Source organism: Paraburkholderia franconis, assembly GCF_009362735.1.
GTDB classification, from domain to species: Bacteria; Pseudomonadota; Gammaproteobacteria; order Burkholderiales; family Burkholderiaceae; genus Paraburkholderia; species Paraburkholderia franconis.
In genome coordinates this window covers 173,314-185,912 of the sequence record NZ_WHNP01000003.1, presented here as the reverse complement: position 1 = coordinate 185,912, position 12,599 = coordinate 173,314, and the positions used below count along the sequence as shown (strand labels likewise).

Sequence of the window (12,599 nt, the reverse complement as noted above, 5' to 3'; positions counted from 1 at the left end):
ACATTGCGCGCAAAGCGTCGGAAACGAAGCGTCGAGCCGTCAGGACTCGTGCGCCTCGAACGCGGCCGCCGCTCTGCCGAGCCGGTCGTTGACGGCGATCCACTCGATCGTATCGGGCAACTTCTCGATCAGGATGCGCGACACGTTCGCGCGATCCAGCGCACGCAGCAAGCCGTACAGATCGCGCGCATAGAGATGCGGATCTTCCGGCGCGGCGACGAAATGCACACCATCGGCCTCCGCCCAGCGTCCCGCGCGCGAGACACGCGCGACCAGCGCGACGCGCTCGTCGGGCGCGCGCGCGGCGAGCATCGGTTCAAGCACGTCGAACGGCAGCAATGCGAGCGGCGTACGCGGCGCATAGTGCGCCTTCAGCGTGCCGGACGCGCGCGGCGCGCTCACATCCGTTCCATCCGGCAAACGCGGCATTTCGCCGAGCACATCGGCGATGTCTTGCGGCGTCACGTGACCCGGGCGCAGCAGCGCGGGAAAACCGCGCGACAGATCGATGATCGTCGATTCGATACCCACATCCGACGACCCGCCATCAAGCACGTGAATGGTATCGCCGAACTCGTCGCGCACATGCTGCGCCGTGGTCGGGCTGACATGCCCGAAACGGTTCGCAGACGGCGCGGCCACGCCGCCATGCCCGTCGCGCAACGCGCTGAATGCTTCGAGCAACGCCTGTGCGACAGGATGCGACGGACAGCGCAGCCCGACCGAATCCTGACCGCCGCTCACAGCAGCCGGAATATGTGCGGCGCGCTTGAGAATCAGCGTAAGCGGACCCGGCCAGAACGCGTCGATCAGACGTTGCGCTTCGGACGGCAGTTGCTCGACCCAATAATTCGGATCACCGTTCGGCGCGAGATGCACGATGACGGGATGATTCGCGGGCCTGCCCTTCGCCGCGTAGATGCGCGCGATGGCCTCGGGACTTTCCGCATCGCCGCCCAGCCCATAGACCGTCTCCGTAGGAAACGCTACGAGTTGTCCCGCATCGAGCAGCGCCGCTGAGTACGCGATCTCATCGGCGCCGACGTGCGACGCTACATCGGCAGGTTTCGTTTGATCCGGCATGACGGCTACCGCTCAGCTAGTCGGAATATGCAGCAGGCGCGCGCAGTCGCGGGCCGCCGTGCGTGCATGTTCGAGCGTCGCGGCCGTGAAGTTCACGTGCCCCATCTTGCGGCCGGGACGCGCCTCTTCCTTGCCGTACAGATGCAGACGCGCTTCCGGCATCGCGGCGACTTCGTGCCACGGCGGCGTGACGGCGGCGCTCGGCCTTTCGCCCTTCGCGTTGACGGGGAACCACACGTCACCAAGGATGTTCAACATGACGGCGGGCGAATGCTGGCGCGTGTCGCCGAGCGGCATGCCCGTCATCGCGCGCACCTGCTGTTCGAACTGGCTTGTCGCGCAGGCGTCCACCGTGTAGTGGCCGGAGTTGTGCGGACGCGGCGCCATTTCGTTCGCGACCAGCGTGCCGTCTTCGAGAATGAAGAACTCGACGCACAGCACACCGACATAACCGAGCTTGTCAGCGATCTGCAGCGCGGCCAGCTGCGCCTGTTCGACGAGCGTCGCGTTGGCGTCGGGCGCGGGCACGATGGTATGCGACAGCACGCCATGGCGATGCGTGTTCTGCGCGAGCGGATAGACGGCCGACGAGCCGTTCGTGCCGCGCGAGATCAGCGCCGACACTTCGAACTTCAACGGCAAGCGCTTTTCGAGCACGCAAGCGACGCCGCCCAGCGACGCATGCGCCGCGCGCACTTCCGCTGCGTTGCCGACTCGCACCTGGCCTTTGCCGTCATAGCCGAGCCTTGCCGTCTTCAGGATGCCTGGCAGCACCGCTTCGAGCGCGGCATCGTCGAGCGCCGCGAGCGCATCCGACGATTCGATCACGACATGCGGCGCGACGGGCACGCCCGACGACGCGATAAAGCGCTTCTCTGCGATGCGGTCCTGCGCGACGGCGACGCAGCGCCCTGCCGGGCTCACGAACGTCGTGCGCGCGAGGAAATCGAGACTCGCCGCCGGCACGTTCTCGAACTCGGTCGACACCGCCGCGCACAGCCGCGCGAGTTCGGTGAGGGCCGCTTCGTCGTCATAGGCCGCGCGCAGGTGACGATCCGCGACGGCGCCCGCCGGACTGTTTTCATCCGGATCAAGGACCGCGATGCGATAGCCCATCGCCTGTGCGGCAAAGCAGAACATGCGGCCGAGCTGGCCGCCACCGACCATGCCGAGCCATGCGCCGGGCATAATCGGTGATACCGGAGTGTTGTCTGGATTCATCTTGGTGGTCGGTCGCGGCCGATGTGGGAATCGGCCGGTCAAAGCGTTGGACTGCGTTGGACTTCTTCGGGTGCTACCCGCTGCGCATCTGAAGCGCTTACAGCGGCGGCAGCGTCATCGCGTGAGCCGCTTCGTTCTGGCGCACGCGGAAGGCGGCGAGCTTCTCCGCATATTCCGGCGACGTGCCGCTCAGCATCGACACCGCGAACAGTGCCGCATTCGCCGCGCCTGCTTCGCCGATCGCGAACGTCGCGACGGGCACGCCTTTGGGCATCTGCACGATCGAGTGCAGCGAATCGACGCCCTTCAGATACTTGCTGGCCACAGGCACGCCGAGCACGGGCACCGTCGTCTTCGCGGCCAGCATGCCCGGCAGATGCGCCGCGCCGCCGGCGCCCGCGATGATCGCACGCACGCCGCGTTCGCGCGCGCTTTCAGCATAGGCGAACATTTCGTCCGGCATGCGGTGGGCGGAAACGACCTTCGCTTCGTAGGGCACGCCGAATTCCTGCAGGACGGCGATCGCGTTTTTCATGACTTCCCAGTCGGAACTGGAACCCATCAGCACGCCGACGAGCGGCGCGTCATGGGTATGTGCTGTCTGAACTTCACTCATGATGTTGCTTGTTCCCTGTGCGTGGCGCTCAGGCGAGCTTCTGGCCCGTCAGGCGCTCGAGCGCTTCCTGATACTTCTGTGCCGTCTTCGCGACGACTTCGTCCGGCAGCTTCGGCGCGGGCGGCTCCTTTTTCCACGGCTGCGTTTCGAGCCAGTCGCGCACGAACTGCTTGTCGAACGACGGCGGGTTCGTGCCGACCTGGTATTGATCGGCCGGCCAGAAGCGCGACGAATCGGCCGTCAGCGCTTCGTCCATCAGATAGAGCTGGCCCTTGTCGTCGAGACCGAATTCGAACTTCGTGTCCGCGATGATGATGCCGCGCGTTGCCGCGTAATCGGCGGCTTCCTTGTACAGGCGGATCGAGATGTCGCGGATCGTCGCCGACAGTTCAGTGCCGATGCGGCGCTCCATCTCTTCGTACGTGATGTTTTCGTCGTGGTGGCCCATCTCGGCCTTCGCGGCCGGCGTGAAGATCGGCTCGGGCAGCTTCTGCGCGTTTTGCAGGCCGTCGGGCAGCTTCACGCCGCACACGGCGCCCGTCGCCTGATAGTCCTTCCAGCCGCTCCCGGCCAGATAGCCGCGCACCACGGCTTCGACGAGAATCGGCTCGAGGCGCTTCACGACAACCGCACGGCCCTTCACCTGCTCGACTTCGTCGGGCGCGACGACGGTTTCCGGCGCGACGCCCGTCAGGTGATTCGGCACGACGTGCTTGAGCTTGTCGAACCAGAAGTTGGCCATCTGGTTCAGCACGCGCCCCTTGCCCGGAATCGGCTCGCCCATGACCACGTCGAACGCGGACAGCCGGTCCGTCGTGACAATCAGCAACTGGTCGTTGCCCACCGCGTAGTTGTCGCGGACTTTGCCGCGGCCGAGCAGCTGCAGCGAGCGGAGCGTGGATTCGTAAAGGGTAGACATCGTCGTGATTCACTAAAATGGGGCTAAAAAACGGCCCGGAACAAAAGGGAAACGCCGTTCCCCGGATGATGCGGGAACGGCGATCGGACGACAACCTGGCCAGATGGCCAGGCGCCTGATGCTCGTGCAGCGCGCGAGCGGGGCGAACCCCGCCCGTCTGCCGCTTAGCGGACGACTTGCGCGAGCTCGCCCGCCTTGTACTTCTCGGCCATCTTGTCCAGCGAGATGGGCTTGATCTTCGACGCCTGGCCTTCGCAGCCGAACGCCAGATAACGGTCCACGCAGACCTTCTTCGCAGCTTCGCGAGCCGGCTTCAGGTAATCGCGCGGATCGAACTTCGAACGGTTTTCCGCCATGTAGCGGCGGATCGCGCCCGTGATCGCAAGACGCAGGTCGGTGTCGATGTTGACCTTGCGCACGCCATTCTTGATGCCTTCCTGGATTTCCTCGACGGGCACGCCGTAGGTTTCCTTCATGTCGCCGCCGAATTCGCGGATTTCCGCAAGCAGCTCCTGCGGCACCGACGACGAACCATGCATCACCAGGTGCGTGTTCGGAATGCGCTGGTGAATTTCCTTGATGCGCTGAATCGACAGGATATCGCCCGTCGGCTTCTTCGAGAACTTGTACGCGCCGTGCGACGTGCCGATCGCGATCGCCAGTGCGTCGCACTGCGTGAGCTTCACAAAGTCCGCCGCCTGCTCGACGTCGGTCAGAAGCTGTTCGCGCGTCATCGTGCCTTCCGCGCCGTGGCCGTCTTCCTTGTCACCCTTCATTGTTTCCAGCGAACCGAGCACGCCCAGTTCCGCTTCCACCGTCACGCCGATCGAGTGCGCCGCTTCGACGACCTTGCGCGACACGTCGACGTTGTACTCGTACGACGCCACCGTCTTGCCGTCGGCTTCGAGCGAGCCGTCCATCATCACGCTCGTGAAGCCGCTGCGGATCGCGGCCATGCAGACTGCCGGCGACTGGCCGTGGTCCTGGTGCATCACGACGGGAATGTGCGGATACGATTCGATGGCCGCTTCGATCAGATGGCGCAGGAACGGCTCGCCGGCGTACTTACGCGCGCCTGCCGATGCCTGCATGATCACGGGCGCGTTGACCTGATCGGCCGCCGCCATGATCGCCTGCACCTGCTCCAGGTTGTTTACGTTGAATGCCGGAAGGCCATAACCGTGTTCGGCGGCATGGTCCAGCAGTTGACGCATTGATACGAGAGGCATTGATGTACTCCTTAGATTGAAACGAATCCTGTGCCGACGGCATCTAGTTATGCAATTTCATGCAATTTTATCGTGAAGCAGACTGTGTCCCGAGCGCACCCTTCCCAAACTGCGTGCGCCGCCTCTCTTTCGGGGACACGGCGCTCTGCTTCACGCGCGCCGTTCGGCTCGCCGTAGCGGTTCCGTTATGGTTCCGCTACGGCTCGTGTTTCTTCTCTCTTACGGCGATCGATCGAGCGCCGGTAGAAATCAGACCGGCTCGCCGACGCGCACGATCTTCAGCGTGTTCGTGCCGCCCGCCTGGCCCATCGGCTCGCCGACCGTCAGCACGACCATGTCGCCGCGCGCCGCATAGCCCTTGCCGACGACCACTTCGAGCGCCTGCTGGAGCGCGATGTCGCGGTCACTGCTGGTGTCGAGATGCAGCGGGTTCACGTTGCGGTAGATCTGCATCGCGCGCTCGCTGCCCTCGCGCGGCGTGAGCGCGAAGATGGGAACGTGCGTCCAGTGACGCGACATCCACAGCGCCGTCGAGCCCGACTCCGTCAGCGCGACGATCGCCTTCGCGCCCAGGTGATACGCGGTGAAGAGCGCGCCCATTGCAATCGACTGGTCGATGCGCGTGAAGGTTCGGTCGAGGAAGTCTTTGTCCAGTTCGACGTGCTCGGACTTTTCGGCTTCGACGCAGATCGCGGCCATCGTTTCGATCGTCTGCACCGGATACTTGCCCGCCGCCGATTCCGCCGACAGCATCACGGCGTCCGTGCCGTCCAGCACCGCGTTCGCGACGTCGGAGACTTCGGCGCGCGTCGGCACGGGCGCATTGATCATCGATTCCATCATCTGCGTGGCCGTGATGACGAACTTGTTCGCCTCGCGCGCCATCTTGATCATGCGTTTTTGCAGCGCCGGCACGGCCGCGTTGCCGACTTCGACGGCCAGATCGCCACGCGCGACCATGATGCCGTCCGATGCTTCGAGAATGCCTTGCAGCGCCGGAATCGCCTCGGCGCGCTCGATCTTCGCGATCATCTTCGGCTTGATGCCGTACGGCGCGCCCGCGATGTTCGCGAGCTGGCGCGCCATTTCCATGTCCGTCGCGTTCTTCGGGAACGACACGGCGACGTAGTCCGCGCCCAGCGACATCGCCGTGCGGATATCCTCCATGTCCTTCGCGGTCAGCGCGGGCGCCGTCAGGCCGCCGCCCTGGCGGTTGATGCCCTTGTTGTTCGACAGGTCGCCGCCGATCTTCACGACGGTGTGAATCTCGTTGCCGATCACGCGCTGAACGCTCAGCACGATCAGGCCGTCGTTCAGCAGCAGCGTGTCGCCGGCCTTCAGGTCGCGCGGCAGGTCCTTGTAGTCGAGGCCAACGCGCTCTTCGTTGCCGAGCTCGCAGTCGGCGTCGAGGATGAAGGTGTTGCCGGCAATCAGCGTCGTCTTGCCGTTTTCGAATTTGCCGACGCGGATTTTCGGACCTTGCAGGTCGGCCATGATGCCGACTTCATGGCCTGCCTGCCGGGCCGCTGCACGCACGAACTCCGCGCGCTGACGGTGATCGTCGGCGGTGCCGTGAGAAAAGTTGAGGCGCACCACGTCGGCGCCCGCTTCGATCATTTGCTGCAGGATTTCCTGCGTGCTGGAAGCCGGCCCGATGGTTGCGACAATCTTGGTGGCGCGATGCATGAGTCTCCTCGTTTGGATGAGATCGCTGGGATGAACGTCAGGAGTCGGATGCGGAGGCTGCGCAACGACAGGTGCTACATGGGGTAGTGCGCCGTTCGTTCCCTTCGAACCTTGAAGGCCCGGCGTCGTATCGTGGGGGACTGCTGCGAAATCATGAAGCTGCGCATGAAACTGCGCATAAATCCGCGGCGACGGCTGATCGGCCGCGGGCAAAGACTCATCATCGGCTTCGGTGTGCGAGGCAGGAGACACCGTTGCACTCGAACCGGCCTCTGCCTGCGCGTCTGTCGCGGCGTTTGCGGCGACGGCTTCGGTGGCCAGTTCCGTATTCTGTTCTGCTCGATCCGAGCGATCCGAGCGATCCGAGCGGTCTGCGGCAACGGCTGCGGTCTGTGCCGCTGGCGCGTTGCCGGAAGGTTGCGAAGCCGCCTGCGCGGCGGCCTCGGGTTGCAGCGCTTTTGCGGAGCGCGCTGCGCGCTCCCCTGCCGCTGCCGTGCGCGACGCGTTGCGCGTCTTCTGAGGCTTGTTGGGGGAGCGCGTCGCCATTATCAGGCCCGCGATTCCAGCACAGCGACTGCCGGCAGCTTCTTGCCCTCGAGAAACTCGAGGAATGCGCCGCCGCCCGTCGATATATAGCTGACCTTGTCGTGGATGCCGTACCTGGCGATGGCCGCGAGCGTGTCGCCGCCGCCCGCGATCGAATACGCCGACGACTTCGCGATCGCGTCAGCGAGCGTCTTCGTGCCGTTGCCGAACTGGTCGAACTCGAACACGCCGACAGGGCCGTTCCAGACGACCGTGCCCGCCTTCTCCAGCTGCGACGCGAGCGCCTTTGCCGTTTCCGGCCCGATGTCGAGGATCATGTCGTCGTCCTGCACGTCGGCGACCTTCTTGATTTCGGCCTTGGCCGTCGGCGAAAACTCTTTGGCCGTGACCACGTCGCTCGGAATCGGCACCGACGCGCCACGCGCCTTCGCCGATTCGATGATCGCCTTCGCTTCGTCGACGAGATCCGCTTCGGCGAGCGACTTGCCGATCTTAAGACCCGCCGCGAGCATGAACGTGTTCGCAATGCCGCCGCCGACGATCAACTGGTCGACCTTGTCGGCCAGCGATTTCAGGATGGTCAGCTTGGTCGACACCTTCGAGCCGGCGACGATAGCGACGAGCGGACGCTTCGGCGAGCCGAGCGCCTTGCCGAGCGCTTCGAGTTCGGCGGCGAGCAGCGGGCCCGCGCATGCGACGGGCGCGTACTTCGCGATGCCGTGCGTCGTCGCTTCGGCGCGATGCGCGGTGCCGAACGCGTCGTTCACGTAGACGTCGCAGAGCTTCGCCATTTTCTGCGCGAGCTCGTCGGAATCCTTCTTTTCGCCCTTGTTCACGCGGCAGTTCTCGAGCAGCACGACCTGGCCCGGCGCGACGTTCACGCCGTTCTCGACCCACTGCGACACGAGCGGCACATCGCGGCCGAGCAGTTCGGACAGGCGCTTCGCAACGGGCGCGAGCGAGTCTTCGGGCTTGAAGTCGCCTTCCGTCGGGCGGCCCAGGTGCGACGTGACCATCACGGCCGCGCCGGCGTCCAGCGCGGACTTGATGGCGGGCACGGAAGCGCGGATGCGGGTGTCTTCGGTGATGTTGCCGGCGTCGTCCTGTGGCACGTTCAGGTCGGCGCGGATGAAGACGCGTTTGCCGGATAGCTTGCCTTCGGCGATCAGATCGGAGAGACGCAATACCTGTTTCATGATTCGTATGCGAGTTGATTGGAAGGCGGTGCGGACGCTGCGCGAACGGCCTCTCGCGAACGGTGCCGGCGGCTTCGCGCGTGTTCCGGGAGACGGCTATTTTAACCGATCGACAGACCGATCTAACCCGTGGCGCGAGAATCCCGGTATTTGGCGGCGCCAGTGGGGCCCGACAGGTTATTGCACCGCAACATCCGCACGCCGTGTCAGAAGATCAGCCGCAACGCCGTGAACACCAGCATCCCGACGACGATCGTACCCAGCATCGTGCGCCGCCAGAGGAACCACGCGAGGCCCGCGAGCGTGCCGTACAGCTCGTGATTCGACAGCGCGACGGAGACGCCGCTGTCCGTCACGAGCACGTCCGGCACGACGACGGCCGCGAGCGCCGCCGCGGGCGCGTAGCGAAGCATCCGTTGTGCGCGCTCGGGCAATACCGTGCGCTCACCCCCGATCAGAAACAGCGCGCGTGTCAGCGCTGTGACAAACGTCATGCCGATGATCGCGAGCCAGATCTGCAGCGTGGTCATCGCGTGTTCTCCGTGCTGTTGCGGATGCGGCGCAAGTCGGCGCGCTCGACCAGCGCATCGGCGGCGCTGCCGGCGACGATCGCCGTCACGACGGCGAGCGGCAGCGCGAGCCGGTACGGCAGATCGAACGCGAGCAACGCGACTATGCCCGCGACGCTGACGGCTGCGAGCGTCGAGCGCGACGAGATCGCCGACACCATCACAGGGATCAGCGCGAGCGTGCCCGCGAGCGAAAGGCCCCAGTTATCGGGAAAGAGGCTCGCGAGCAGAATGCCGACGATCGACGACACCTGCCACGACAGCCAGCTGGAGACGGCCATGCCCCAGAAATACGCTTCCTTGCCGGGCACATAGCCGGTCTGGAAGGCCTTCTTCTGGAACAGCAGATAGATGACATCGCCGTTGAAATAGCCGACGAGCAACCGCCGGTGCAGTGGCAGATACGAAAAATGCGGCGCGAGACCCGCGCTGAAGATAATGAAACGCGTGTTGACCATCGCGGCCGTCAGCAGAATGGTCCAGACGGGCAGCTTCGCGAGCATCAGCGGCAGCACGGCCAGTTGCGACGAGCCCGCATAGACCAGCAGCGACATGCCGAGCGATTGCGGCACCGTCATCACCGATTTGCTCATCGCGATGCCCGTCACGAGGCCCCAGGAGAAGATCGCCATCAAGGTCGGCGAGTAGGCGTGCATGCCATCACGGAAGGCACGGCGATCGAGATCGGACAGGCGAGCGAGCATGAGGCGAAGGCAATGCGGCGCGAGGGATACCGCGACGGCTGGAGGTCAGCGCCAGATCGTGAGGCAGCCGCTGGCGCATGCGGTTTTCTTTTCAGCGACCGCCGGATTATAGCGTCCGGGGTGCCCGCGAATGCCCGTTGCTTGTGCAAATGACGGTAAAATATCGCGTTTGCCGCGTGTCCCCGGCGCATTGTGTAGTCGGCGCGCCACGCGCATCGCGCGTCACAACAAGTCCGTACACGTTGGAACGTTAGAACCCGAACCCGCACTGCCTGGAGAACCGTATGTCAATGGCCGACCGCGACGGCAAGATCTGGATGGATGGCAAGCTCATCGAATGGCGCGACGCCAAGATTCACGTCCTCACCCATACGCTGCACTATGGGATGGGCGTTTTCGAGGGCGTGCGCGCGTACAAGACGGTCGACGGCGGCACGTCGATCTTCCGTCTGAAGGAGCACACGAAGCGCCTGCTCAACTCGGCCAAGATCTTCCAGATGGACGTGCCGTTCGACCACGAAACGCTCGCCGCCGCGCAGCGCGAAGTCGTGCGCGAGAACAAGCTGGAGTCGTGCTATCTGCGCCCGATCATCTGGGTCGGCTCGGAAAAGCTGGGCGTGTCGGCGAAAGGCAATACCATTCACGTCGCGATCGCCGCATGGCCGTGGGGCGCGTATCTGGGTGAAGACGGCATCAAGAAGGGCATCCGCGTGAAGACGTCGTCGTTCACGCGCCATCACGTGAACGTGTCGATGGTCCGCGCGAAAGCGTCGGGCTGGTACGTCAACTCCATCCTCGCGAACCAGGAAGCCACCGCCGACGGCTACGACGAAGCGCTGCTGCTCGACGTCGACGGCTATGTGTCGGAAGGCTCGGGCGAGAACTTCTTCCTCGTGAACAACGGCAAGCTGTACACGCCCGACCTGTCGTCGTGCCTCGACGGCATCACGCGCGACACCGTCATCACGCTGGCGAAGGACGCGGGCATCGAGGTGATCGAAAAGCGCATCACGCGCGACGAAGTCTATACGTCCGACGAAGCGTTCTTCACCGGCACGGCCGCCGAAGTCACGCCCATCCGCGAACTCGACAACCGCACGATCGGCTCGGGCACGCGCGGCCCGATCACGGAAAAGCTGCAATCGGCGTTCTTCGACATCGTGAACGGCAAGAGCGAGAAGTACGCGCACTGGCTCGCGAAGATCTGAATTCCGCGGGCGCGGCGGCGGCCACACGTGAAGGCAAACGCCAGCCGCGCCTGCTTTTTGCATACAACGAGAAAGTCCCTATGAGTGAAATCAAGGAAATGCCGCTGGTCGAACTGTCGGCGAAGGATCTTCCTGCGTACTGCCCGAATCCGTCGATGCCGCGCTGGAGCAACCATCCGCGCGTCTTTATCGACGTGACGCACGGCGAAGCGCGCTGCCCTTACTGCAGCACGCGCTACAAGCTGCGCGACGGCGAAGTGATCAAGGGTCACTGATCCGAGCGCCACATAGTCTGCGGCAAGGGCTGCGGCGCCACGCGTCGTTCGGCAAACCGCACGGGAAGTCGAACTTCTCGCGCAGCGCACGCCGAGATAGCCTGAGCTGCAGCCCACTGTTCCTGACAACCCCGGCCCCGCGCGCTTCGTGCGCGCGGCGCTTTATTTTCGACATCGGAAACTCCCCCTGATGCGTCGCGCGTTGGTTATCGCACCGAACTGGATCGGTGACGCATTGATGGCGCAGCCTCTGCTTGCGCGCCTCGTGAAATTGCATCCGCGTATCGCAATCGACGCGGTCGCGCCGAGCTGGGTCGCGCCCATCCTCGAACGGATGCCTGAAATTCGCGATGTCTACGCGACCGATCTCGCGCACGGCAAGCTGCAGATGCTGCGCCGCTGGCAACTGGCGAGCGATCTGCGCGACGTCGGCTATGACGCTGCGTACGTGCTGCCGAATTCGCTGAAGTCCGCGCTGATTCCGTGGATGGCGGGCATTCCGCTGCGCATCGGCTATACGGGCGAAAGCCGCTACGGTCTGCTGAATGTGCGGCACGGAAACCCGCGAAAGGACGAGCGTCCGCCGATGGTCGGCCATTACGCTGCGCTCGCCTACGCGCCCGGCGCGAAGGTGCCCGACGATCTGACGCAGCCCCGGCTCGACGCCGACCTGAACGAGGCCGCGCGCGCCTCGACCCGCTTCAACCTAGACACGCGTGTGCCGCTGCTGGTGTTCTGTCCCGGCGCCGAGTACGGCCCCGCAAAGCGCTGGCCGCCCGAGCATTTCGCGGCGCTCGCGCAGATGGTCGGCCAGTCGTTCCCGTACACGAAGATCGTCGCGCTCGGCTCGCCGAAAGACGCGCCCATCGCGCAGGCGATCGCCGACCGCGCGCCGAACGTGCGCAACCTGTGCGGCCAGACGGCGCTCGGCGAAGCGAGCGCGCTGATCTCGCGGGCGAGCGCCGTCGTGACCAACGACTCCGGGCTGATGCACGTCGCAGCGGCGCTGCGCCGTCCGCTTGTCGCCGTGTACGGATCGACCGATCCGCGCCACACGCCGCCCTTGTCGGACCTCGCAAAGGTACAATGGCTGCATCTCGAGTGCAGTCCGTGCTTCCAGCGCGAGTGCCCGCTGGGTCATCTGAACTGCCTGCGGCAACTGAGCGCCGAACAGGTGTTCGACGATCTGCGCGGCATGCTGCTCGCGCAACGCTGAGCATTCGGGTCGCGCCGCCTGTCGATAATCGCCTGCAGTGCGTTGGCCGGAACGCGTCGCGGGCAGGTCGGCCGCCATCGGTCGCGTCTCGTGCGCGAAGCGCGCCGCGTCCGCTCGATGCGTCATGCTCG

The 12,599-nt window shown here is 64.9% G+C and carries 12 protein-coding genes; 3 read left to right on the top strand and 9 right to left on the bottom strand.

All coding sequences use genetic code 11. The features are described from left to right. Positions 1-39: 39 nt before the first annotated feature. The 9 genes from GCT13_RS04290 to GCT13_RS04250 form a co-directional block, all read right to left on the bottom strand. Positions 40-1,083: an L-threonylcarbamoyladenylate synthase gene (locus GCT13_RS04290; RefSeq protein WP_152755510.1), complete on the bottom strand. Its 1,044-nt coding sequence runs from the start codon at positions 1,081-1,083 to the stop codon at positions 40-42. 12 nt (positions 1,084-1,095) lie between these two features. Further along, entirely contained in the window at positions 1,096-2,304 is a 1,209-nt protein-coding gene (locus GCT13_RS04285) for a 5-(carboxyamino)imidazole ribonucleotide synthase (protein ID WP_152755509.1), read from the bottom strand. A 97-nt stretch (positions 2,305-2,401) separates the two neighbouring features. After that, entirely contained in the window at positions 2,402-2,920 is a 519-nt protein-coding gene (gene purE / locus GCT13_RS04280) for a 5-(carboxyamino)imidazole ribonucleotide mutase (protein ID WP_152755508.1), read from the bottom strand. Between the two features lie 28 nt (positions 2,921-2,948). Next, entirely contained in the window at positions 2,949-3,839 is an 891-nt protein-coding gene (locus GCT13_RS04275) for a phosphoribosylaminoimidazolesuccinocarboxamide synthase (RefSeq protein WP_152755507.1), read from the bottom strand. Between the two features lie 164 nt (positions 3,840-4,003). After that, positions 4,004-5,068: a class II fructose-bisphosphate aldolase gene (fba, locus tag GCT13_RS04270; RefSeq protein ID WP_152755506.1), complete on the bottom strand. Its 1,065-nt coding sequence runs from the start codon at positions 5,066-5,068 to the stop codon at positions 4,004-4,006. Positions 5,069-5,317: 249 nt separating this feature from the next. Further along, on the bottom strand, positions 5,318-6,754 hold the full coding sequence (gene pyk / locus GCT13_RS04265; RefSeq protein WP_152755505.1) for a pyruvate kinase: 1,437 nt from the start codon (positions 6,752-6,754) through the stop codon (positions 5,318-5,320). Between the two features lie 548 nt (positions 6,755-7,302). Next, complete coding sequence (locus tag GCT13_RS04260; RefSeq protein ID WP_152755504.1) at positions 7,303-8,496, bottom strand: phosphoglycerate kinase; 1,194 nt, start codon at positions 8,494-8,496, stop codon at positions 7,303-7,305. Between the two features lie 206 nt (positions 8,497-8,702). Further along, positions 8,703-9,026 carry an AzlD domain-containing protein gene (locus tag GCT13_RS04255; RefSeq protein WP_087738778.1) on the bottom strand — a complete coding sequence of 108 codons (324 nt, stop codon included), beginning with the start codon at positions 9,024-9,026 and terminating at the stop codon, positions 8,703-8,705. Next, positions 9,023-9,769: an AzlC family ABC transporter permease gene (locus GCT13_RS04250; RefSeq protein WP_152755503.1), complete on the bottom strand. Its 747-nt coding sequence runs from the start codon at positions 9,767-9,769 to the stop codon at positions 9,023-9,025. Before GCT13_RS04250 ends, GCT13_RS04255 begins: the two co-directional genes overlap by 4 nt. Positions 9,770-10,053: 284 nt before the next feature. On the opposite strand from GCT13_RS04250, the gene GCT13_RS04245 reads away from it, so the two are divergent. The 3 genes from GCT13_RS04245 to waaF all read left to right on the top strand — a co-directional run bounded on the left by GCT13_RS04245 (position 10,054) and on the right by waaF (position 12,468). After that, complete coding sequence (locus GCT13_RS04245; protein WP_152755502.1) at positions 10,054-10,977, top strand: branched-chain amino acid transaminase; 924 nt, start codon at positions 10,054-10,056, stop codon at positions 10,975-10,977. 80 nt (positions 10,978-11,057) lie between these two features. Continuing rightward, positions 11,058-11,252 carry a zinc-finger domain-containing protein gene (locus GCT13_RS04240; protein ID WP_007590092.1) on the top strand — a complete coding sequence of 65 codons (195 nt, stop codon included), beginning with the start codon at positions 11,058-11,060 and terminating at the stop codon, positions 11,250-11,252. Between the two features lie 190 nt (positions 11,253-11,442). After that, positions 11,443-12,468: a lipopolysaccharide heptosyltransferase II gene (gene waaF, locus GCT13_RS04235; RefSeq protein ID WP_152755501.1), complete on the top strand. Its 1,026-nt coding sequence runs from the start codon at positions 11,443-11,445 to the stop codon at positions 12,466-12,468. The last annotated feature ends 131 nt before the right edge of the window (positions 12,469-12,599 follow it).

Bases quoted from the DNA above. Each gene is read 5' to 3' on its own strand.
- GCT13_RS04290 (WP_152755510.1), bottom strand. From the start codon at position 1,083: ATGCCGGATCAAACGAAACCTGCCGATGTAGCGTCGCACGTCGGCGCC.
- GCT13_RS04285 (WP_152755509.1), bottom strand. From the start codon at position 2,304: ATGAATCCAGACAACACTCCGGTATCACCGATTATGCCCGGCGCATGG.
- purE (WP_152755508.1), bottom strand. From the start codon at position 2,920: ATGAGTGAAGTTCAGACAGCACATACCCATGACGCGCCGCTCGTCGGC.
- GCT13_RS04275 (WP_152755507.1), bottom strand. From the start codon at position 3,839: ATGTCTACCCTTTACGAATCCACGCTCCGCTCGCTGCAGCTGCTCGGC.
- fba (WP_152755506.1), bottom strand. From the start codon at position 5,068: ATGCCTCTCGTATCAATGCGTCAACTGCTGGACCATGCCGCCGAACAC.
- pyk (WP_152755505.1), bottom strand. From the start codon at position 6,754: ATGCATCGCGCCACCAAGATTGTCGCAACCATCGGGCCGGCTTCCAGC.
- GCT13_RS04260 (WP_152755504.1), bottom strand. From the start codon at position 8,496: ATGAAACAGGTATTGCGTCTCTCCGATCTGATCGCCGAAGGCAAGCTA.
- GCT13_RS04255 (WP_087738778.1), bottom strand. From the start codon at position 9,026: ATGACCACGCTGCAGATCTGGCTCGCGATCATCGGCATGACGTTTGTC.
- GCT13_RS04250 (WP_152755503.1), bottom strand. From the start codon at position 9,769: ATGCTCGCTCGCCTGTCCGATCTCGATCGCCGTGCCTTCCGTGATGGC.
- GCT13_RS04245 (WP_152755502.1), top strand. From the start codon at position 10,054: ATGTCAATGGCCGACCGCGACGGCAAGATCTGGATGGATGGCAAGCTC.
- GCT13_RS04240 (WP_007590092.1), top strand. From the start codon at position 11,058: ATGAGTGAAATCAAGGAAATGCCGCTGGTCGAACTGTCGGCGAAGGAT.
- waaF (WP_152755501.1), top strand. From the start codon at position 11,443: ATGCGTCGCGCGTTGGTTATCGCACCGAACTGGATCGGTGACGCATTG.